Source organism: Sulfitobacter sp. 1A15106, assembly GCF_043556995.1.
In the GTDB taxonomy this organism is placed as follows: domain Bacteria; phylum Pseudomonadota; class Alphaproteobacteria; order Rhodobacterales; family Rhodobacteraceae; genus Sulfitobacter; species Sulfitobacter faviae.
This window is the reverse complement of sequence record NZ_JBIFFM010000002.1, coordinates 43,797-64,156: the sequence shown is the minus strand read 5'-3', so window position 1 is coordinate 64,156 and position 20,360 is coordinate 43,797. Positions and strand designations below refer to the sequence as shown.

Sequence of the window (20,360 nt, the reverse complement as noted above, 5' to 3'; positions counted from 1 at the left end):
TCAGCCCGCCCCGAAAATTTCGCCAACAAATCCGGTCAGATCGCTCATCGTATTCAGCGCAATTCCGGTCACACCCACAGCCTTGCCGCCGCGCGGTGCAATAGCGCTCGTAAAACCAAGTTTTTGCGCCTCTTTCAACCTGTTTTCCGTCTGGCTGGCGGGGCGCAGCGCACCGGAGAGGCTAATCTCTCCGAAAACAACGGTTTCGGCGGGCAGGGCCGCGTCTTCCCGCGCCGAGAGGATCGCGGCGGCCACGGCGAGATCGGCGGCGGGTTCGGAGATCTTCATCCCGCCCGCCACATTGAGGTAGACATCCAGCCCCGCGAAAGGAATTCCGCACCGCGCTTCCAATACCGCGAGGATCATCGCCAGACGCCCCGAATCCCAGCCCACCACCGTCCGGCGCGCTTGGGAATGGGGCGAGGGGGCCACGAGCGCCTGAAGTTCGACCAAGACAGGCCGGGTGCCTTCGATGCCCGCAAAGACGACCGAACCGGGAGAGGGTTGTCCGCGTTCCGACAAGAACAGCGCCGAGGGGTTGATCACCTCTGACAGACCGCCCCCCGTCATTTCGAAAACGCCGATCTCATCCGCCGGGCCGAAGCGGTTTTTCACGGCGCGCAGGATACGGAACTGGTGGCCACGCTCGCCTTCGAAATAGAGCACGGTGTCGACCATATGCTCCACCACGCGGGGGCCAGCGATCTGGCCTTCCTTGGTGACATGGCCCACGAGGATCACCGCGACCCCGCGGCGTTTGGCGAAACTGGTCAACTCATGCGCCGCGGCGCGGACCTGACTGACCGATCCGGGCGCGCTTTCGACGTTGTCGGCCCACATGGTTTGGATCGAGTCGATGATGGCAAGCTGCGGGCGCTCGGCCTCAAGCGTGGTCAGGATGTCGCGCAGATTGGTTTCCGCCGCGAGTTTCACCGGCGCTTCGGAAAGGCTAAGACGCTGCGCGCGCATGCGGACCTGCGCGCTGGCTTCTTCGCCGCTGACATAGATCGTCTTGAGGCCGGAGTTGGCGAAATGCGCGGCGGCTTGCAGCAGAAGGGTCGATTTCCCGATGCCGGGATCGCCGCCCACGAGGATCGCCGAGGCGGGCACCAGCCCGCCGCCCAACACGCGGTCCAACTCCGCAATGCCCGACTGTGCGCGCGGGGGCGGGGTTTCTTGTGTGGCAAGATCGGTGAGTTCAATGGCAGAGCCGCGCCTTGCGCCCAAGGATTTGCTGGGCGGGCCTGCGGAGATGCCCTTGTCTTCGACGATGGAATTCCACGCGCCGCAGGCGTCGCAGCGCCCGGACCATTTGGAATGTTTCGCGCCGCATTCGGCACAGGAAAAACTGGAGGAGGATTTGGCCATGGGCCCTTTTCGCGCAGGTGCCCGATGGCGTCAAAGGAAAAGCATCCGGCCCTTGGGTGATGATCCCGGGGGGGAACCCAATGGGCCGGATGCCGCCGCTGGCATTACTCAGCGGCTTTGGGCGGCAGGTCGATCACGATATTGTCGAGCGATGTCGTCTCAGGCTTGCGCTCGGGTGTTTCGGTCTGGACCACACGTTCAAGGCCAAGCTCAGGCATAATCTCACGCATCTCTTCACGCAGACGCTCAAGCTGAGCCACGGCGACGCTTTCTTCGAGTTCGACTTCGTGCAGCCAATGTTTCATCTCGGTCGAGATCGCTTTGGCTTGATCGAGACGACTATTGAAAAGCTCGACCTCTTCTTGACGCTGCTTGAGGAAGCTGCGGGCGCGGGCCAGTTTCTCATCCGAATAGACTTCGGCCAGATCGCGGGCCACGTGGCTCATCTGAGCGGCCATTTCCAGCACGGCAGGCTCCAGCGTGGCGAGGTCGGGATGATCGCGCAGATAGGCCAGACGTTCGCGCACCGAATCGAATTCCGAGCTCATCTGAAAGGTTTCGGCCCGGTCGGCGGCGTGCACGGCGGCATAGGCGCGGGCCACGTCCTGCATGCCGACATTGAATTGGCGGTGCGAGGTCTCAAGCTGCATGACACGGCGGTTAGTGGGCAGGAAAAAGCACAGGCCCACAGCAAGGACGGTCAGCGCCAGTTGGGCGTACATCCCGGCGTTTTCGACAGGCTCACCGGCGTATTGCAGATCAAGGCTGATCCAATCCCAAAGGCCGAGCGCCGCCATGATGCTGGCACCGGTAAGGGCAAGGGCCGCGAGGGCGAAAACCACCACCGCAAGCCGTTGAAAGGCGAATTGAACGAGGTAGGCAAAGGAACGAAGCTGGGACATACTTTCTCCCCCCTGGAAGAGCTACTAAGCAAGTTTCTGCCGACCAACGCCTCCTTATCCTTCTTTGTTCCCATTCCCTGTGGGATTATGCTGAGGATTTAACCTAGTTTTGCCGAGATTATGGCACAACCGCAGGTTTTTCGGAAGTTATTTGCGCCTGCGCCGTGCAATTCGTGATCGGCAGCGCAGGGCAGGGGCGAGGCGTACCGTGGGGGAACGCCAGTGAGTCGCGCAGCGACTCTCTCGGCGGCGTGCTGCGATGCGGGGGAAAATCGCCGACCTAACCGGCGTAGTTTCGCGCATATCTTGCGCCCAAAGAGGTGAGCACCTCATAGCCGATCGTGCCCGCCCAATCCGCCAAATCATCAACGCCTTGGCTTTGCCCCAGCAGTTGCAAGGTCGCGGGCACCTCGTCCAATGCAGAGACATCCACCGTGATCAGGTCCATTGAGACGCGCCCGAGGATGGGTAGGGTAACACCCTCATGCTGGAAACAGGCGGTGCCGGTCGCATTGCCCATCGCGCGCAGAAGGCCGTCGGCGTAGCCCGCGGCCACGGTGGCGAGCGTCACGGTGCTCTCCGCCGTCCAGGTGTTGCCATAGCCCACAGTTTCCCCGGGGGTGACGCTGCGGGTCTGGATCACCGGCACGTCGAGGGTGACCACGGGCCGCGCCTCTGTGAATGGGCGCCCGCCGTAAAGACCGATGCCGGGCCGGGTGACGTCGAAATGATACTCCGGCCCCAGCAGAATGCCCCCCGTGGCGGAGAGCGAGCGCGGGACTTCAACCCCTTGGGTCATGTCGCTGAAACTGCGCAGTTGCGCATCGTTCATTTCATGATCCGGCGCGTCCGAGCAGGCCAGATGCGACATGATGAGCGTGGGGTTCTGGCTCAGCGCGATGTCGCGCAGGGCTGCCCATTCCGCAGGCTCCATCCCCAGCCGGTTCATCCCGCTGTCGAGTTGGATGCCGAAAGCATGGCCGGGCAGGGTCTCAAACTGGCGCAGCAGCTGCTCTGTCGAATTGATCATCGGCGTCAGCGCGGCACCGGCAATCGCCTCCGCATCGCCCGGCATATGCCCGGAAAAGACATTGATCACCGGGCCTTCGCCCAAGACTTGGCGCAGGGCCACCCCCTCTTCGGTCAGGGCCACGAAGAACTGCCGCGCACCGGCCTCGGCCAATGTCTTGGCCACACGGGCAGCGCCCAGCCCATAGCTGTCGGCTTTGACCACGGCGGCAGTCTCGGCCTTTGTCATACGGTCGAGGGCACGCCAGTTGTCGGCGATGGCTTGTAGGTCGATGGTCAGGGTCGATTTTGTCATGCGCGGATGTGGGCCGGAATGCGGGGGGAGGTCAAGCGGCCAAGGGCACCTAACGTCATGCGCGACAGGCAGGCGGGGGATTTGTTACAGTTTTGCCTACCGGATGCGCAGGATGGGGAGGTCAGGCGGATGTCACGGATCAAGATCATGTTCGGTCATGCGGGCGTGTCGCTCATGGCACTGGCCGCTGTGGTGGCCTTTGTTGCGATGCTTTGGGGGGCGCCGCTGTGTTCTTGGGCGCTGGTGCCGCTGGGGGTCGCGGCGCAGATGCTCAATGAATACAACCTGCACCGGCATGTCTTTCACCTCGCCCCGCCCAAGCGGCAATGGGCCTTTGATCTGCTGTACCGCGCGCATTACGGGCACCATGACTTCCCGACCAATCACGGGCTGTTTTTCGTGCCGGTCTGGGTCGCGCTGCCGATGCTCGTGGGGAATTTCCTTCTGGTCTGGGGCATCGCGGCGCTTTTGGGGGTCGAGGCGAGCATCTGGATCGCCACGGCGATCGTGCCTCTGGGCGGGGTGCTGACCTTTCTGGGCTATGAGTGGTTTCACATGACGGCGCATCTGACGGTGCCGAAAACTGCGGTGGAGCGGCATGTCACCCGGCTGCACAATCAGCATCACTTTCGCGACTTCAACAAGTGGTTCCACGTCAGCCCGGGCGGGGAGATCATCGACCGGGCCATGGGCACCGATATCGACACCGAGGCTTTGAAACAGCAGCAGCGTATCGCCTTTATCCGCACCTTGGGGATGCAGCCCGATGACCCGAGGTTGCTGGCCGCCCGCGCGAAATTCGCCGGGAAATACGGGCTGAGCGAGGCCGAAGTGGCGCGCGCCGCGCGGGGGTAGGTGTGAAACTTCCGTGACGTTACCCGAAGGGTGCTTGCCTGTCCCCGTGGCGCGGGTAGGCTTGGCCCAATTCAAGGGAGGACGAACCATGCACCGACATATGACCACCACAGCCCTGCTTGCCGCGGGCCTTACCGCTGGCGCGGCGCAGGCGGAAAACCGGATCGACCGGCAATTGCCGAACGCGCCCGAACTTGCGGCCTATGGCGACCATGCCGTGGGGGTGCGCACTTTGGAGATGGTCAACCCCGGCCAGATCGACATCCTCGCCATCGACCCCGCCGCCGACAAGCCCGAGGAGATGCCGCGCTATGACCGGCCGCTGACGGTGGAGATGTATTACCCCGCCGCCGAGGGGGCGGAGGGCGAGACCTCCTTCAAGGCTTATCTCCGCGACGGCACCACCGAGGTCACGCTCGAGGGACAGGCCATGCGCGACGTCGATCCGGCGACGGGCGAGACCTTTCCGCTCGTGCTGATCAGCCATGGCTATCCGGGCAACCGTTACCTCATGTCGCATCTGGCCGAGAACCTCGCCTCCAAGGGCTATGTCGTGGCCTCGATCGACCATACCGACAGCACCTACCGCACGCAGGCGGCTTTTGGCTCGACGCTGGTGAACCGCTCGCTGGACCAGCTTTTCGTGCTTGAGCAGATGGCGCAGAAGGCCGCGGAGGGCGGTGATTTCGCGGGGCTCTATGATGCCGAGAACACAGGTCTGATCGGCTATTCCATGGGCGGCTACGGCGCGATCATTACCGCCGGGGGCGGGGTGACGGAGACCTCGGTCGGCTACACTTGGGGCGGGCCGCACGGGACGCTAGGCATTCATCAGGCGGGCTCCGAGACGCATGACGCGCTGCCCGATCCGCGGATCAAGACCGCCGTGGCCTTCGGCCCTTGGGGCATGAACCGCGGCTTCTGGGATGCCGAGGGGCTGGCGGGGGTCCAGATCCCGATGCTGTTCATCGCAGGCTCGCAGGACGATACCTCGCTCTACGAGAACGGCATCCGGGCGATCTGGGAGAACACCTCGAACGTGGACCGCGCGCTGCTGACCTACATGAACGCGGGCCATAACGCGGGCGCGCCCATGCCCGCGCCGGAGGAGGCCTATTACTTTAGCGAAGACAAGGGCTTCAACATTTCCGAGCATTACACCGACGCGGTCTGGGACACGGTGCGGATGAACAACATCGCGCAGCATTTCGTGACCGCGTGGATGGACAGTCATTTGAAGGGTGAGAGTGAGAAGGCGGCGTATCTCGATCTGGTAGAGAATTCGAACGACGGCGTTTGGTCGGTCGAGGAGGATGGGACCGAGAAGGAGGACCACAGCTACTGGAAGGGTTTTCCGGAGGGGACCGCGAAGGGGTTGATGTATGAGGAGAAATCGGCGGCTGAGTGACGCGGAGGGGCTCGGTGGGTTTGCCGGGCCCTATTGCCTCCCGGCCCGGGATCAAGCCGTAGGCACCGGGCCATCGCCTGCCCGGCGAAAGGGGGGCTACTAGGTGAAGTTCGGCATGGCGTTCCGTAAAACCCATCATGGCGGCAAAAGCACCAGTCGAGGTTGCCACGCAGCCCGGAATCAAGCCGCAGGCGCCGGGCCATCGCCTGCCCGCCCGGACGGGTAGGCGATTTGGTGAGGCTGGGCGTAACTCGGCGAACGCACATCACGGCTGAACCATAAAGTGGCACGAGGCCACCGGGGATCGCCGACCCGCGGGCAGGCGATGGCCCTTGTTCCGAGAATTTCAGGTTGGAAGTACCGCAGGCTCTCCCCTCAAAACTCCTGATCGTCCCCGCCGCCCTGCTGCCAAGGCTGCACGAGGTTGCCGAAGCGGGTGAACTTGCCCTCGAAGCTGAGGTCAACCGTGCCGATGGGCCCGTGACGCTGCTTGCCGATCACCACCTCGGCGCGGCCGTGCAGACGCTCCATCTCTTCCTGCCAGACCGCCATCTTGTCGAGCTCGTGATCGCCGGGCTTCTCGCGTTCCTTGTAGTATTCCTCGCGGTAGACGAACATCACCACGTCGGCGTCCTGTTCGATCGAGCCGGATTCCCGAAGGTCCGAAAGCTGCGGGCGTTTATCGTCGCGGCTTTCCACCTGACGCGAGAGCTGCGACAGGGCGATCACCGGGATGTCGAGTTCCTTGGCGATGGCCTTGAGGCCCATGGTAATCTCGGAAATCTCGTTCACCCGGTTCTCTGATTTGCCGGTGCCGCGCACCAGCTGCAGGTAGTCGATGATCAGCACGTCAAGCCCGTGGGTCCGCTTCAGGCGCCGCGCACGGGCGGCAAGCTGGCTGATCGGCAGGGCGGGCGTGTCGTCGATGAAAAGCGGGCAGGCTTCGAGCGCCTTGGCGGCGTCGACAAAACGGCGGAACTCGGCCTCGGTCATGTCGCCCGAGCGGATCTGGTGGCTGGGGATCTCGGCAGCTTCCGACAGAATCCGCGAGGCAAGCTGTTCGGCGCTCATCTCGAGGCTGTAGAAGCCCACGACGCCGCCGTCGATAGCACCCTCGGTGCCGTCGGGCTTCATCCCGCGCTTGTAAGCCTTGGCCACGTTGAAGGCGATGTTGGTGGCGAGCGATGTTTTACCCATCGAAGGGCGCCCGGCGAGGATCAGAAGGTCCGAACGGTGCAACCCGCCCAGTTTCTTGTCCATGTCGATAAGCCCGGTGGAGACGCCCGAGAGGCCACCGTCACGCTGGTAGGCAGCATTGGCCACGTTGACCGCATCCGTGACGGCCTTCAGGAAGGACTGGAAACCGCTTTCGACCTGGCCCTGTTCGGCAAGCTTGTAAAGCTCCTGCTCGGCCTCGACGATCTGCTCGCGCGGCTCAGAGGAGACATCGACCTGCGCGGCTTTGGCCGAGATGTCGCGACCGAGCTGGATGAGGTCGCGGCGCACGGCGAGGTCATAGATCATCTGCGCGTAGTCGCGTACAGCGAAGGCGCTGATCGCCGCACCGGCAAGGCGGGCCAGATAGGCCGGGCCGCCCAGCTCCTTCAGCCCCTCATCGTCTTCCATGAAGGCCTTGAGCGTGACCGGGGAGGCAAGGTTGTTCTTGGCGATCCGCTGGGCCGCAATGTCGAAGATGCGGGCGTGGACCGGCTCGTAGAAGTGCTTGGGCCCGATGACCGAGGCGACGCGGTCGTAGACGTCATTGTTAGTCAGGATCGCGCCCAAAAGCTGCTGTTCGGCCTCGATCGAATGCGGCATCGATTCCGGTGCTTGCACGGCCAATTGGTTCGCGTTCAGCGATGTAATCTCGTTCATGACCTCACCCATTTCTACCCAGATGGACCTCATAGCCAGTGGGTGCGTCCGGCGCAAATTGTATCTTTTGTGGATATCTTTACCGACAAAAGGCCCCACCACATTTTGCCTTGTGGTGGGGCCTTCGGTCAACATCTTGCGAAAATTCGGTTAACTTTTGCGGGATTCCTGCCAATCGCGCGGGGCGTTCAGGAAGGCTTCGACCTCCGTCAGCGTGGCGGCGTCAAAGGCGCCTTGGGCGCGGGCCTCGGCCAGCACGTCCCACCATGTGCAAAGCGCGTGGAGAGTAACGCCATGGTCGCCAAGGGTCTTTTCGGTCTGGGGGAAGATGCCGTAGTGAAAGATCACCGCCGTATGGACGCAGGTCGCCCCTGTTTCGCGAATCGCGTCGACGAAGCTGAGTTTCGAGCCGCCATCGGTAGTCAGGTCTTCGACCAGCAGCACGCGTTGGCCCGGCGTCATCTCACCTTCGATCCGCGCGTTGCGACCGTAGCCTTTCGGCTTTTTGCGCACATAGGTCATCGGCAGGGCCATCCGTTCGGCGACCATGGCAGCAAAGGGGATGCCCGCCGTCTCACCCCCGGCGATATTGTCGAAGGCCTCAAAGCCCGCGTCGCGCATGACGGTGACGGCGAGGAAATCCATCAGCGTCGACCGGATGCGCGGGTGAGAGATCAGCTTGCGGCAATCGATATAGGTGGGCGACGGCAGGCCCGAGGCCAGCGTGAAGGGCTCCTCCGCGTTGAAATGCACCGCGCCGATCTCCAGCAACATGCGCGCGGTGAGGCGGGCCATTTCTTGGGGGCTTGGGTGGCTGGTGGGGATCATGGCAGGCGTCCTTGGGTGGGGAGAGGTCGGAGCGGTATTTAAGAAAGGATGAAGATCAGGTGGTCCAGTGCAGATCGAAACCGGGGTCGAAGACCGTGACCGGGCCGTCGGGCGTGTCGATGCTGTCGGGGTACTGGGGCGCTTCGCGGCGTAGGGTGATCTGTGTCTCGTTCGGGGGCAGGCCGTAGAAGGCAGGGCCGTTGAGCGAGGTGAAGGCTTCGAGCTTGTCGAGCGCGCCGTCTTCTTCGAACACCTGAGCGAGGATCGACATCGTGTTGGGCGCGGTGAAACAGCCTGCGCAGCCGCAGGGCTGGAGCTTCGCGCCATCGGTATGGGGCGCGCTGTCGGTGCCGAGGAAGAAGCGCGGATCGCCGGAAGTGGCCGCTTGGCGCAGGGCGCGGCGGTGGGTCTCGCGTTTGGCGACCGGCAGGCAGTAATAATGCGGGCGGATGCCACCGGCGAGGATGTGGTTGCGGTTGATCACCAGGTGGTGCGTGGTGATCGTGGCGGCAAGACCGCTGTCGTTGCTGCGGACGTAGTCGGCGGCCTCGGCGGTGGTGATATGTTCCATGATCAAGCGCAGCGCGGGGTGGGCGCGGCGGATCGGGTCGAGCACACGGTCGATGAAGACGGCTTCGCGGTCGAAGATGTCGACCTCGCTGTCGGTGACCTCGCCATGGGTGCAAAGGGGCAGGCCGATTTCGGCCATGCGGTCGAGCACCGGGGCGACATTGTCGAAGTTCGACACGCCGCTGGCGGAGTTGGTGGTGGCGCCTGCGGGATAGAGTTTGACGGCGTGGATCAGCCCTTCGGCATGGGCGCGGGCGACATCGTCGGGGTCCGTCTCCTCGGTCAGGTAGAGGGTCATCAGGGGCGTGAAATCCGCGCCCTGGGGCAGGGCGGCCATGATCCTGTCGCGGTAGGCGGCAGCCTGGGCGCCTGTCACCACAGGGGGCACGAGATTGGGCATGATGATGGCGCGGGCAAAGTCGCGGGCGCTGTGCGGGACCACGGCGCGCAGCATGTCGCCGTCGCGCAGGTGCAGGTGCCAGTCATCGGGACGGCGGATCGTGAGGCTTTGTGTCATGGGCGCGGGGCTAGCACAGAGCGGGGCGGCGCGCCAGATTGAAAACCTATCCGGTGGCGGTTGCGGCCTCGGACACGCGGGCCTTGCGTCTGGCGCGGATGCGTTCGAGGCGGCGGGCAAAGCGGGGGGCCTTCATCCGGGCCGAAACATTGGCGCAGAGCGCTTCGAGCAGCCTTTCGCGCCCTTGGGTGTTGATCGCTTGGCTGAGGTTGCGCAGATAGGGCAGATAGTCGCGCCGCGCGCGGTAGAGGGCGGCGAAGCGGGCCGCGTCCAGCGTGCCCTCGGCGGCGGCTTGCAGCAGCGGGTCGAGCTGGTCGATCTCCAGCAGGTCGGTTTGCAGCGCATCGCCCATGAAGGGCATCCGCAATTTGGTGACATTGGCGCGGGTGAAAAGCGCCGCATGCATCGCGTCGAGCCTCTCGCGCGGGTCGTAGAGGACAAAGACCCGTTCGGCGGCGTCGAGCATATCGGGCGCATAGCCATAGCGGGAGGTGAAATCGAGGATGCGCATATCGGCGAAACGGTCATCCCATTCGGTGATGCGCGGGTTCAGCGTGGCCTGCGGTTGGATCGCCACCACTGCCGCGCCGGGGGCGGCGACGGAATAGGCGGCGGCGGCATAGGCGCAGGGGCCAGCGCCATAGAAGAGCACTTGATCGAATTCGTCGAAGAAGCCATCGTCGATCAGCCGGTCGAAATAGGCATAGACCTCTTCGGCGCGGAACCATGTGTCGCCGTCGCTGGCCAAGCATAGATGCGACCAGTCGTGATTGCGCACCATGTCCCAGCCCAAGGGCTGCGCCTTGTCGGAGAGGGCATGCATGCCTTGGTAGGTCTCGAAGGTGACGAGCAGCGTCGTCTCACGTTCGATGAAGGCGGAGAAGTGGCTTTTGCCCAGAGATTGGAAATAGCCGTCTTCTTCGGCCACGGCTTCAACCGCGCGCAGCCATTCGCGTTTGGGCATATCGGCCAGTGAGCTTTCGATTGTGGGCGTCTCGCGCGGCATCGGGCATCCTCGGGCTTGTCGGGGCGGGGCAGAACCGCCGTTTCAGCTGGGTGTAGCCGGATATTAGGGCGGAAATGCGGAAAATCCGTGAGAAAATGAAGAGAATGTGACGGTTTTCCGGGGGCGCTGCCTACCAGTTGCGGCGGAAAGCCACGACTTTGCTGTGCGAGCCGCGGTGATAATAGGCCATGCCCGCCTGCATGAAGGCGGTGAAGACCTTGTTGACGCCCTCGGGGCCGATCCATTGCGGGTGCAATTCGATGATTGCGGCGCGGAGGCTGTCGAGCGGCAGGGTGGGGATCAGATCGACTTCGGCACCTTCGATATCGCAGATCAAGACGCTCGGGGTAAGGTCGGCAAAGACTTGGGCCGCGTCGAGCACGTCGATCTGATGGGTTTTAGGTGGGTCTTCGTCTTTGAAACGGGTCAGGGAAGACGACAAAATGCGGTCGCGCACATAGAACGCCGCTTTGCCGGGGGTGGGGCCGAGGATGGCGTTGACGACATGGGTGTTGGACAGGCCGTTGGCCGCGTGGACCCTCCGGATATAGGGGATAAGGTCCGGGTTCGCCTCAAAGGAGTGGACCGAGGCGACATTGCGTTTGCTGGCCACCAGCGTCGACATATAGCCGATACCGCCGCCCAATTCGATCACCCTGTCGCCTTCGCGGACCACGCGCAGCGCGGCTTCGCTTTCCTTCGCTTCATAGGAGTTCTGTCGCAGCAGCTTACGGATCCGCCCGCGCAGGATCGCCGGATCGTCGGGAAATTTCATGCCGCGGGAGTGGAGGGAATTGGATTCTGGGGGGGGCGCTGCTTGGGTCACGGGTCAGCTTTCCATATCGAGGGCAAGGGCATAGGCGGCACGCTCGGTCGCGGTTAACTTGATGTTAAGCGCTTGGCGGTAGAGATCGCGGAATTCCGGTGTCTGGCGCAGGTCTTCGGCCTTGGCGCGGTGCCAGTCGAGGCCCGCTTGATGGTGTTTGCGAAGTTGAGCGTCGGCGAGGAGGCGGTCCATCTCGGTGCGCAGACGGGGCAGGTTGCGCTGGATCGACAGGTCACGGTGGTCGTTCCAGTCCATTCGGATCCAATAGTTGATCCCGATTGAGCGGTCGACGTGAAGCGCGCGCCCGCGTTGGCGTTTGATGAGGAAGGAGTCGGCTGAGCGGAGGGCATAGTGGTTCAACTGAAGCAGGTCATAGCCGATGTTGCTGCGCGAGGACCGCCAGCCATTGCGCAACGCATCGCGCGTCATGTCGCGGCCCGCGCCGTTGACCCATTTGACTTGGCCCGCCGCGGCCTCGTCCAATTTGTTTGGCCGGTGGCAGGAGAGTTTGCCATAGGCGCCGAGGTTGCGGAACATCGTCTTGAACCCCCATGCGGTATGGGGTTTGGGGCAAAAGCTCGGCGCGCAGTGGTCGAATTGGCCGATCACGGGGGTTGCCGACAGGGCAGTCACGCCGTTGTGGCCGAAAAGGCGCCACGTCATCGCGATATTCGTGGCCTCGGGGGCGGCGGCGAAGAAGTCTTGGAGCCTGCCGTTGCCGGTGCGGATGTTGACGAATTCATCCACGTCGATATGGGCGATCCATTCCGCCTGGCGGACGAGCGGTTCCTTCAGCGCTTGGTTAAGCGCGTGTTGTTGAGGGGAGTTGCCTTTCCAATCGTCGTTGTTGCGGTGCTGTAGAATGCCCATGTCTTGCAGCCGCCCCAAAACGGCATCGGTGCCGTCGCTGCAATCATTGGTGTAGATCAGGAAGTTATCGAAGCCCACAGCGCGGTGATAGGCCACCCATTCGACGATATAGGGCGCTTCGTTTTTCATGCAGGCGACGATGACATTGCCGCTGTTGTCGGGTGGCAATGCGCGCGGGGGGACGGCGGTGTAGGCGGGCGCGGGCTGGTCTTCGCCCGCAGGGGCCGCGCCGTTGTGGGGGCGGAAAGGGCCGCGCAGGATCGTTTCGTGGTTGACCTTCAGCCGGGTGAGGAGCCGGGCATTCGCGGCGCGTGCCTCTTCGGGGGCGTCGGGATCGTGCAACAGCGCCTCGAACTTTGCGGCGGAGCGGCGCGCCTTTTCAACCTCCGCCCGCTTTTGCGCGAGCGGGGTCGCGGTGCTGCGGATGCGGTGGGCGAAGGCTGTGAGGTATTGGGTGGCGCGAAAGCCGAACTGAGGGTCGGCTTCCTGCCATGCAGCCTCGGGCGCATCGGGGGTAAGCGCCTGAGCCAGCGCGGGAAAACGGGCGATGAGCACGGCATTGTCGCGGGCGAAACGATCAGAGATCGCGGCCAGGCTCCCGGGTTTGATCACGGGGCCGCCGATTTGCAGCGCCTGCAACATCTGGCTCCATGTGCTGCGCGGGCAGGCGAGGTCATGGGCCTGTTGATAGCGGATCAGCACATCATTGAACTGCCGCATCCGCGTCAGCCAAGGCGCGGGCAGGGCTGCGAGGGCGCGGCCCGGAGCGACGGGGCCGAGGGGCGTGGAAAGGCCCAAGCTCTCGGTGATCTCGCTGGCCCCGGCCTTGGACATAAGATGTGGCAGGTCGAGGGGGCGAAACGTAATGCTCTCTGCGCCGAAGGCGGCGGCCCAATGGGCGTGTAGCGCTTGATAATCAAGCCAAAAGGGCGGGGCTTGCACCTCGGGGAAGAGGCCGAAATCCGGTGCGACCTCCCTCTGAGCAAGCGCGCCTTGCCACCAGTCGCCGCGCTCGGCCAAGGCCAATTCCTGTGACAGCGGATGACGGCGGCTTTCGGCCACGGCAAAGCCGTAATGCGCAACCAGCGCCCGCGCCTGCTCATCCAGATGGGCGACCACGCGGATGTCGTCGAAATAGGGGCGCAGCAGATCGTGCAGGGCGCGCAGCTCCTCTGGGTGTGACAACAGATTGCCCAACTGCGCCGCGCTCAGCACCACATGTTCGGCGCGGGTCTTGGCCAACTCATGCGGGATCAGCGCGTGAAATTCATCGCGCAGGGTGGTGCCGATCAGGGGGCTGTCCAAGCCGCGGCGGTGCCGTAGCAGACCCACCGCTTCCGGGGCGGCGCAGGCGGCATAGAGGCGGACGTGGTTCCAATCGGCGGCCAGAACCCCCTGCTTGAGCAGCGCGTCCTTTTGCTGATGCAAGATAGTGCGCAGCCGGGCGGCGGCGCGTTCGGTCGGGCCGATGAAGAGGGTCAGCCGCATCACCCGGCCTCCGCCTTGCCACTGTTGCTTTGGCCCCACCACGGCAAGTCGATCTCTAGATAATCCGCGATCTTGTCGCGCGCCTCTGGGTCTTCGATGTCGAACTCCAAAAAGTTGGCACAGCCGGCAAAGACACGGCGGCAAAAGGCGAAATGCCCTTCGATCCACCGGGCGAGCTCGGCCTCGTCGCGGCCGAAACCGCGGGGCAGCCCCGGCACATCGGCCTGCGGCAAACGGCGGCGGCCCAGATTGTTCCAACGCATCATGCTATTGGCCGTCTTGGCCGGATCACGGTGCGAGAGCAAAAACTTGACCTCGGGATGGTGGTGCTGAATGGCGCTTATCACGCCCCAATCGGTCTGCGGCCAGAGGCTGCGGTCATGGCGTACGGCGCTCATCTCATTAATTGCATCGAATTCATGCAACCGCGCCAGCGGGTCGCCGCTGGCAAAGTAGTCGGCATAGATGATCCGCCCCAGATGCGCTCCGGTGATCTCGGACGCGTTGCTTTGGCCCTTGCGAATGCGCCAATCCGCGACCCTGAGCCCGGCGTGGCGCAGCGCATCCGTGAGCGTGGTTGTCCCGGTCTTGGGCAGGCCGAGGTTGACGATCCGCGGCCCCGTCATGTCAGGCCGATCTCGGCGCGGATCCGCTCTTCGGCGGCGCAGAACGGGCTGGCGTCGCGCAGTTGCGCCTGCATTTCGCGGTAGCTGGGATCGGTCAGCAGCGCGTCGCGGCGCGCGCGGTGGGCGGCCACGGAAGCGGCATGCAGATCGGCGATGCCGGGCAGCGCTTTCAGGCGGTCGATCTCGGCGTGCAAGGCGGGCAGATAGCGCTGGATCGAGCGATCCTCCCAAGCCGCGTCGTTCCGGTCGCGCCAATAACTGTCATCAAAAGCGCGGTGTTCGCGGTTCACGTCGCCACGGTCGTTCTTGACGAGATAGCTGTCGAGCGAGCGCAGCGCGTAGTGGTTCAGCGTGGCAAAGCGCCGTGCGCCGCGGGCGGGAAAGGCGCGGATGCGGCGTTTGGTTGCGGCACTGCGGAAGGGCTTAGGCACCTGTCGGCCTGCGCCATCGGTCCAATGCGGCCGGTGCTTCGTGTCGTCGTGGAAGGGCCGGTGCGCCCCGTAGTAGCTCAAGGGGAAATCTTGCCGGACCAAGGACTTAACCTCAATCGCCGTCTCGGCGCAGCAGATGTCGGGGTTGTGGCTATGGGTGAATTGCGCGATGACGGGGGCGTCGGTGAAATCCTCGACCCCGCCATTGGCGAAGAACTGAAAATGCAGCGAGATCGCCTGCGGGTTGCCACAGGCCGTGATCAGGGCGGGCAGGCGGTGGTCGCCAACATGAATGTTCAGAAACTCGTCCACATCGGCAATCCAGACCCAATCGGCCTGCGTGACGATGGGGTGGCGCCGCGCATCCTTGAGCGCCTGCATCTGGTAGTTTCGATTGGTGGCCGGGTTGGGCAGATGGGTGACGATACCGTGGCGGGCAAGCGCGTCGAGCAGGGCATCGGTGCCATCGCTGCAATCGTTGGAGTAGAACAGAAAATCCGTGACCCCGATCACCCGGTTGAAGGCGATCCATTCCAGCAAAAACGGGCCTTCATTCTTGACGCAGGTGACAGCGGTGATGCGCATGTCAGACCCCGCCGCGCCGGATCGCGATGATAATGCTCTGTCCCATATCCGCCCCTGTGGCCCCCTTGTTGCCGGAAGCCGTCGTTTATTGCGTGGGACTATGCCAGCGCGGGGAAATCCCGTCAATCTGCCGCCGCGCGGTCTGCCCTCTTGACGGGGCGGGGCGAGGATGCACCACTGGGGCCATGAAAAACATTGATACGATCGACGCGGTCCAAGAGATGCTGAGCGCTGAGGGCTATGTCTGCGACCGCGCGCTTGGGGTCGTGGTGTTCCTCAGCCTCACATTGGGGCGGCCCCTGTTTCTGGAAGGCGAGGCGGGCGTCGGCAAGACCGAGATCGCCAAGGCGCTGGCTGCCGGTCTGGGGCGGCGGTTGATCCGGTTGCAATGCTATGAGGGGCTCGACGCATCCAGCGCGGTTTACGAATGGAATTTTCCCGCTCAGATGGTGGCGATCCGCACGGCGGAGGCAGGCGGCGGTGCGGACCGGCGGGCGCTGACGCAGGAGTTGTTCAGCGACGACTACCTGATCGAACGCCCGCTGTTGCAGGCGCTGCGCCCGGATGAGAACGGCGCCCCGGTGCTGCTGATCGACGAGTTGGACCGCACCGATGCGCCTTTCGAGGCGTTCTTGTTGGAGGCGTTGAGCGATTTTCAGGTGACCATCCCCGAGCTTGGCACGATCCGCGCGCCCGAGCCGCCGATTGTGATCCTGACCTCGAACCGCACGCGTGAGGTGCATGACGCGCTGAAACGCCGCTGTCTTTACCACTGGGTCGATTACCCGGATGTGGCGCGCGAGATGGCGATCCTTGCCGCCCGCGCGCCTGAGGCGGCAGAGGCGCTTAGCCGCGAGGTGGTGGCCTTTGTCCAGCAATTGCGGACCGAGGATCTGTTCAAGAAGCCGGGCGTGGCGGAGACGATTGACTGGGCGAAATGCCTGCTGGCTTTGGATGTCACAACGCTCAGCCCCGAGGTTATCGCCGATACGCTGGGGGCCGTGCTGAAGTATCAAGATGACATCGCCAAGTTGCAAGGCTCCGAGGCGGCGCGCATTCTCGATCAGGCCCGCGCATCGCTGGCGCCTGGCTGAGCACGATGGCCGAAGACCTGCCTTTGGACCTGCCCGAGGACCCCAAGCTTGCGGGGAATATCACCCATTTCGCCCGCGCCCTGCGCCGGGCGGGGCTGTCAATCGGGCCCGGGCGGGTGGTAGAGGCGGTGGAGGCCGTCGCCGCCGTGGGCTTCACCAGCCGCCGCGATTTCTATTGGACGCTCCATGCCTGTTTCGTAAGCCGCCCCGAACAGGCGCGGGTCTTTGCGCAGATATTCCGGCTTTATTGGCGTGACCCGCGGTATTTGGAGCATATGATGGCCGCGATGCTGCCCGCGATCCGCGGCGTGCAAGAGGATCGCCCCGCCACGCCAGCCGAGAAACGCGCGGCAGAGGCCCTGTTGGACGGGGCCGAGGCACCGGAGCGGGAGGACGCGCCTCAACCCGAGGAGACTCTCGTCGAGGTGAATGCAAGCCTGACCATGTCCGCGCGGGAGCGGTTGCGGACTTTGGATTTCGAACAGATGAGCCTCGCGGAAATGGCTGAGGCGAGACGGATGTTGGCCAAACTCGACCTGCCGGTACCGCCGATGCCAAGCCGCCGCAATGTGGCCGCGGCGCGGGGGCGGATCGATGTAGCGCGCACGATGAAAGTGGCGCTGCGGCGGGGTGGAGAGGCGGACCGGCTTTATCGGAAGACTCCGCGCGCGCGCTATCCGAACCTCGTCGTGCTGTGCGATATTTCCGGCTCAATGAGCCAATACAGCCGGGTGATCCTGCATTTTCTGCATGCGGTGGCCAACCGCAAGGGCAAAGGCTGGGCGCAGGTGCACGGTTTCACCTTTGGCACCCGGCTGACCAATATCACCCGCCATCTTGCCACCCGCGACGTGGATGCGGCGCTTGCCGCGGCGGGGGCGCAGGCGCAGGACTGGGAGGGCGGCACGCGCATCGGCGCGGCGCTGGCGGCCTTCAATCGCGACTGGTCGCGGCGGGTCATGGGGCAGGGGGCGGTGGTCTTGTTGATCACCGACGGGCTGGACCGGGACGACCCGGCGGAATTGGCGCGGCAGATGCAGCGGTTGCAGCTGACCGCGCGGCGGGTCATTTGGCTGAACCCGCTGCTTCGCTGGGACGGTTTCGCGCCCAAGGCAGCGGGCATTCGTGCGATGCTGCCCCATGTCGATAGTTTTCGCGCGGGGCACTCGATTGCATCTTTGGAAGCGCTGGCCGAGGCGATCTCGCGCCCCGATGATATGGGAGAGAAGGCGCGGATGTTGGCGGGGTTGAACGCAGAGGTTTAGCCAATGAGGGGCAGGCGGAGGGCTGCGGGTCTCTCCAAAACCAGAGGGGTTTCGGACCCTCCCTTGATTGATCCCGGCCTGTCACCCGCCTGTCGTCGGTTCAAGCGAAATAGCCGTATCCCCTAAAGGGGCCCCTCGGCGATTTAGCCTGCCCCGCCGCCCTGCGCGCGACCGTTTGGTCTCAAGCAAGGGCGGCTCCGAAACCAGAGGTTCAGGCGAAGGTCTGGGCGAAAGTGGTCCGGTAGATCGTGCGCAGGTCCGACAGGGGCGCGGAGGCGCTGCCGAAGCTGATCTTGTCGCCACCAAAGGCGCCGACGGCGGTGACCGGTACGCCCGCTTCCTTGCCCGCGGCGATCAGGGTTTCCGCGGCGTCGGCGGTGCAGGCGAGGAGGTAGCGGGCTTGGTCTTCGCCGAAGAGGGTGGCGGTGTCTTCGCTTTCGATTTCGAGGCCGATGCCTGCGGTTTCGGCCAGCTCGAAGGCCGCGAGGGCGAGGCCGCCGTCGCCGAGGTCGGTGCAGGCGGAGATTTGGCCGGCTTGGGCGCGGATGAATTCGCCGTGACGGCGTTCGGTGGCGAGGTCGACATGGGGGGCGTCGCCCTCGGCCCGGTCGAAGGCTTCGGCGAGCAGGGCGGATTGTCCGAGGTGGCTGCCAGTCGCGCCGATCAGGAGGGCGACATGGCCCTCGCGCAATTGGTTGCTGATGACCTGATCAAGGCTGTCGATCAGGCCGACCGCGCCGATGGTGGGCGTGGGCAGGATGCCCTTGCCGTCGGTCTCGTTATAGAGCGAGACATTGCCGGACACGATGGGCATGTCGAGCGCGCCCACGGCCTCGCCGATGCCTTTGATGGCGCCGACGAATTGGCCCATGATCTCGGGCTTTTCGGGGTTGCCGAAGTTGAGGTTGTCGGTCGTCGCCAGCGGTTTGGCACCAACCGCGCAGAGGTTGCGGTAGGCTTCGGCGACGGCCTGTTTGCCGCCTTCGGTGGGGTTGGCCTTGACGTAGCGCGGGGTCACGTCGGAGGTGAAGGCCAGCGCCTTGTCGGTGCCATGCACCCGCACGATGCCCGCGCCGAGGCCGGGCAGGCGGACCGTATCGCCCATGACCATCGTGTCGTATTGTTCGTAAACCCAGTCTTTCGAGGCGTGGTTCACGGAGCCGATCAGGGCGCGCAGGCCTTCGATCGGGTCGATGCTGGGCGCATCGGTCAGCGCGGCGGCGGCGGGTGTCTCCACCCAAGGGCGGTCGTATTCGGGCGCGGTGGAGGCGAGTTTCGACAGCGGCAGGTCGGCTTTGACCTCACCATCGAGACAGATGAGGAAGCGGTCTTCGGGGAGGGTTTCGCCCACGATGGCGAAGTCGAGGTCCCATTTGTCGAAGACGGCTTTGGCCTCGGCCTCAAGCTCGGGGCGCAGCACCATGAGCATGCGCTCTTGGCTTTCGCTGAGCATCATTTCATAGGCGGTCATATGCGGCTCGCGCGTTGGCACTTTTTCAAGGTCGAGGCGCACGCCGAGACCGCCTTTGTCGCCCATTTCCACGGCAGAGCAGGTGAGGCCCGCAGCACCCATGTCTTGGATCGAGATCACGGCGCCGGTGGCCATCAGCTCGAGCGTGGCTTCCATCAGGCGCTTTTCGGTGAAGGGGTCGCCGACTTGAACGGTGGGGCGTTTCTCTTCGATGGTGTCGTCGAATTCGGCGCTGGCCATGGTCGCGCCGCCGACGCCGTCGCGGCCCGTCTTCGCACCGAGGTAGACCACCGGCATGCCCACGCCGGAGGCGGCGGAGTAGAAGATCTTGTCGGCATCGGCGAGGCCCGCCGCGAAGGCGTTCACAAGGCAGTTGCCGTCATAGGCTTTGTCGAAACGCACTTCGCCGCCAACGGTCGGCACGCCGAAACAGTTACCATAGCCGCCGACGCCTTCGACAACGCCGTGGACAAGTTGGCGTGTCTTGGGGTGGTCGGGGCGGCCAAAGCTCAGCGCGTTCATCGCGGCGATGGGGCGCGCGCCCATGGTGAAGACATCGCGCAGGATGCCGCCGACGCCGGTGGCCGCACCTTGGTAGGGTTCGATGTAGGAGGGGTGGTTGTGGCTCTCCATCTTGAAGACCAGCGCTTGGCCATCGCCGATGTCGACCACGCCCGCATTCTCGCCCGGGCCGCAGATCACCTGCGGGCCTTCGGTGGGCAGCGTGCGGAGCCATTTCTTGGAGGATTTATAGGAGCAGTGTTCGTTCCACATGGCCGAGAAAATGCCCATCTCGGTGTAGTTCGGCTCGCGCCCGAGGATATTGACGACCTCGGCGTATTCCTCGGGGGTGAACCCGTGGCTGGCGATAAGGTCGGGCGTGATGGCTGGATCTTGCATGGAAATTCCCCGGCTGGCGCGTTTGCGCCCTCATACAAGGGGAAATGCCGGGGGGGAAGTGGCTTTGGCCGCCTGCGGGCTGAAAGAAGGCGATGGGCCAAAAAAAAGGCCGAGCTAAAAGCTCGGCCAAGTCCAACAGGGAGGTATGAAG

General features: G+C 64.1%; 16 protein-coding genes. 4 read left to right on the top strand and 12 right to left on the bottom strand.

Annotated elements, in window-relative coordinates; translation table 11 throughout:
* From radA to alr, 3 genes are all read right to left on the bottom strand, one after another.
* Entirely contained in the window at positions 1 to 1,368 is a 1,368-nt protein-coding gene (gene radA / locus ACGYKA_RS02895; RefSeq protein WP_271687104.1) for a DNA repair protein RadA, read from the bottom strand.
* A 104-nt stretch (positions 1,369 to 1,472) separates the two neighbouring features.
* Positions 1,473 to 2,270 (bottom strand): DNA repair protein, encoded by a 798-nt coding sequence (locus ACGYKA_RS02890; RefSeq protein ID WP_271687105.1) that lies wholly within the window; start codon positions 2,268 to 2,270, stop codon positions 1,473 to 1,475.
* A gap of 280 nt (positions 2,271 to 2,550) precedes the next feature.
* Positions 2,551 to 3,594 (bottom strand): alanine racemase, encoded by a 1,044-nt coding sequence (gene alr, locus ACGYKA_RS02885; protein ID WP_394412494.1) that lies wholly within the window; start codon positions 3,592 to 3,594, stop codon positions 2,551 to 2,553.
* Positions 3,595 to 3,723: 129 nt separating this feature from the next.
* Here alr and ACGYKA_RS02880 point away from each other — a divergent pair, with 129 nt between their 5' ends.
* The gene (locus ACGYKA_RS02880) at positions 3,724 to 4,449 is read left to right on the top strand and encodes a sterol desaturase family protein (RefSeq protein ID WP_394412491.1); all 726 of its coding nucleotides are present in this window, start codon (positions 3,724 to 3,726) and stop codon (positions 4,447 to 4,449) included.
* A 100-nt stretch (positions 4,450 to 4,549) separates the two neighbouring features.
* Complete coding sequence (locus tag ACGYKA_RS02875) at positions 4,550 to 5,857, top strand: alpha/beta hydrolase family protein (protein ID WP_394412488.1); 1,308 nt, start codon at positions 4,550 to 4,552, stop codon at positions 5,855 to 5,857.
* A gap of 375 nt (positions 5,858 to 6,232) precedes the next feature.
* Here the strand turns inward: ACGYKA_RS02875 and ACGYKA_RS02870 are convergent, their stop codons facing one another.
* From ACGYKA_RS02870 to ACGYKA_RS02835, 8 genes are all read right to left on the bottom strand, one after another.
* The gene (locus ACGYKA_RS02870; RefSeq protein WP_067268251.1) at positions 6,233 to 7,732 is read right to left on the bottom strand and encodes a replicative DNA helicase; all 1,500 of its coding nucleotides are present in this window, start codon (positions 7,730 to 7,732) and stop codon (positions 6,233 to 6,235) included.
* Positions 7,733 to 7,882: 150 nt separating this feature from the next.
* Positions 7,883 to 8,560, bottom strand: coding sequence for an orotate phosphoribosyltransferase (locus ACGYKA_RS02865; protein ID WP_394412485.1), 678 nt, complete (start codon positions 8,558 to 8,560; stop codon positions 7,883 to 7,885).
* Positions 8,561 to 8,615: 55 nt separating this feature from the next.
* Positions 8,616 to 9,647, bottom strand: a complete 1,032-nt coding sequence (pyrC, locus tag ACGYKA_RS02860) for a dihydroorotase (RefSeq protein ID WP_394412482.1) — start codon at positions 9,645 to 9,647, stop codon at positions 8,616 to 8,618.
* 46 nt (positions 9,648 to 9,693) lie between these two features.
* Positions 9,694 to 10,653, bottom strand: a complete 960-nt coding sequence (locus ACGYKA_RS02855) for a phosphoadenosine phosphosulfate reductase (RefSeq protein ID WP_394412479.1) — start codon at positions 10,651 to 10,653, stop codon at positions 9,694 to 9,696.
* Between the two features lie 130 nt (positions 10,654 to 10,783).
* Positions 10,784 to 11,428: an FkbM family methyltransferase gene (locus ACGYKA_RS02850; RefSeq protein WP_394412477.1), complete on the bottom strand. Its 645-nt coding sequence runs from the start codon at positions 11,426 to 11,428 to the stop codon at positions 10,784 to 10,786.
* A gap of 54 nt (positions 11,429 to 11,482) precedes the next feature.
* On the bottom strand, positions 11,483 to 13,837 hold the full coding sequence (locus tag ACGYKA_RS02845) for a glycosyltransferase family 2 protein (RefSeq protein WP_394412474.1): 2,355 nt from the start codon (positions 13,835 to 13,837) through the stop codon (positions 11,483 to 11,485).
* The gene (locus ACGYKA_RS02840) at positions 13,837 to 14,463 is read right to left on the bottom strand and encodes a sulfotransferase (protein WP_394412471.1); all 627 of its coding nucleotides are present in this window, start codon (positions 14,461 to 14,463) and stop codon (positions 13,837 to 13,839) included. Before ACGYKA_RS02840 ends, ACGYKA_RS02845 begins: the two co-directional genes overlap by 1 nt.
* On the bottom strand, positions 14,460 to 15,479 hold the full coding sequence (locus tag ACGYKA_RS02835) for a glycosyltransferase family 2 protein (RefSeq protein ID WP_394412468.1): 1,020 nt from the start codon (positions 15,477 to 15,479) through the stop codon (positions 14,460 to 14,462). Before ACGYKA_RS02835 ends, ACGYKA_RS02840 begins: the two co-directional genes overlap by 4 nt.
* Positions 15,480 to 15,664: 185 nt before the next feature.
* On the opposite strand from ACGYKA_RS02835, the gene ACGYKA_RS02830 reads away from it, so the two are divergent.
* Both ACGYKA_RS02830 and ACGYKA_RS02825 read left to right on the top strand, forming a co-directional pair.
* On the top strand, positions 15,665 to 16,573 hold the full coding sequence (locus ACGYKA_RS02830; protein ID WP_394412465.1) for an AAA family ATPase: 909 nt from the start codon (positions 15,665 to 15,667) through the stop codon (positions 16,571 to 16,573).
* A gap of 5 nt (positions 16,574 to 16,578) precedes the next feature.
* A complete protein-coding gene (locus ACGYKA_RS02825; RefSeq protein ID WP_394412462.1) occupies positions 16,579 to 17,838 on the top strand; it encodes a VWA domain-containing protein in 1,260 nt (419 codons plus the stop codon).
* A gap of 211 nt (positions 17,839 to 18,049) precedes the next feature.
* Here the strand turns inward: ACGYKA_RS02825 and purL are convergent, their stop codons facing one another.
* Positions 18,050 to 20,209, bottom strand: coding sequence for a phosphoribosylformylglycinamidine synthase subunit PurL (purL, locus tag ACGYKA_RS02820; protein WP_394412460.1), 2,160 nt, complete (start codon positions 20,207 to 20,209; stop codon positions 18,050 to 18,052).
* Between the last annotated feature and the right edge of the window lie 151 nt (positions 20,210 to 20,360).

What these genes read in the sequence shown, in the direction of transcription:
- radA (WP_271687104.1), bottom strand. Translation starts at nt 1,368, where the DNA reads ATGGCCAAATCCTCCTCCAGTTTTTCCTGTGCCGAATGCGGCGCGAAA.
- ACGYKA_RS02890 (WP_271687105.1), bottom strand. Translation starts at nt 2,270, where the DNA reads ATGTCCCAGCTTCGTTCCTTTGCCTACCTCGTTCAATTCGCCTTTCAA.
- alr (WP_394412494.1), bottom strand. Translation starts at nt 3,594, where the DNA reads ATGACAAAATCGACCCTGACCATCGACCTACAAGCCATCGCCGACAAC.
- ACGYKA_RS02880 (WP_394412491.1), top strand. Translation starts at nt 3,724, where the DNA reads ATGTCACGGATCAAGATCATGTTCGGTCATGCGGGCGTGTCGCTCATG.
- ACGYKA_RS02875 (WP_394412488.1), top strand. Translation starts at nt 4,550, where the DNA reads ATGACCACCACAGCCCTGCTTGCCGCGGGCCTTACCGCTGGCGCGGCG.
- ACGYKA_RS02870 (WP_067268251.1), bottom strand. Translation starts at nt 7,732, where the DNA reads ATGAACGAGATTACATCGCTGAACGCGAACCAATTGGCCGTGCAAGCA.
- ACGYKA_RS02865 (WP_394412485.1), bottom strand. Translation starts at nt 8,560, where the DNA reads ATGATCCCCACCAGCCACCCAAGCCCCCAAGAAATGGCCCGCCTCACC.
- pyrC (WP_394412482.1), bottom strand. Translation starts at nt 9,647, where the DNA reads ATGACACAAAGCCTCACGATCCGCCGTCCCGATGACTGGCACCTGCAC.
- ACGYKA_RS02855 (WP_394412479.1), bottom strand. Translation starts at nt 10,653, where the DNA reads ATGCCGCGCGAGACGCCCACAATCGAAAGCTCACTGGCCGATATGCCC.
- ACGYKA_RS02850 (WP_394412477.1), bottom strand. Translation starts at nt 11,428, where the DNA reads ATGAAATTTCCCGACGATCCGGCGATCCTGCGCGGGCGGATCCGTAAG.
- ACGYKA_RS02845 (WP_394412474.1), bottom strand. Translation starts at nt 13,837, where the DNA reads ATGCGGCTGACCCTCTTCATCGGCCCGACCGAACGCGCCGCCGCCCGG.
- ACGYKA_RS02840 (WP_394412471.1), bottom strand. Translation starts at nt 14,463, where the DNA reads ATGACGGGGCCGCGGATCGTCAACCTCGGCCTGCCCAAGACCGGGACA.
- ACGYKA_RS02835 (WP_394412468.1), bottom strand. Translation starts at nt 15,479, where the DNA reads ATGCGCATCACCGCTGTCACCTGCGTCAAGAATGAAGGCCCGTTTTTG.
- ACGYKA_RS02830 (WP_394412465.1), top strand. Translation starts at nt 15,665, where the DNA reads ATGAAAAACATTGATACGATCGACGCGGTCCAAGAGATGCTGAGCGCT.
- ACGYKA_RS02825 (WP_394412462.1), top strand. Translation starts at nt 16,579, where the DNA reads ATGGCCGAAGACCTGCCTTTGGACCTGCCCGAGGACCCCAAGCTTGCG.
- purL (WP_394412460.1), bottom strand. Translation starts at nt 20,209, where the DNA reads ATGCAAGATCCAGCCATCACGCCCGACCTTATCGCCAGCCACGGGTTC.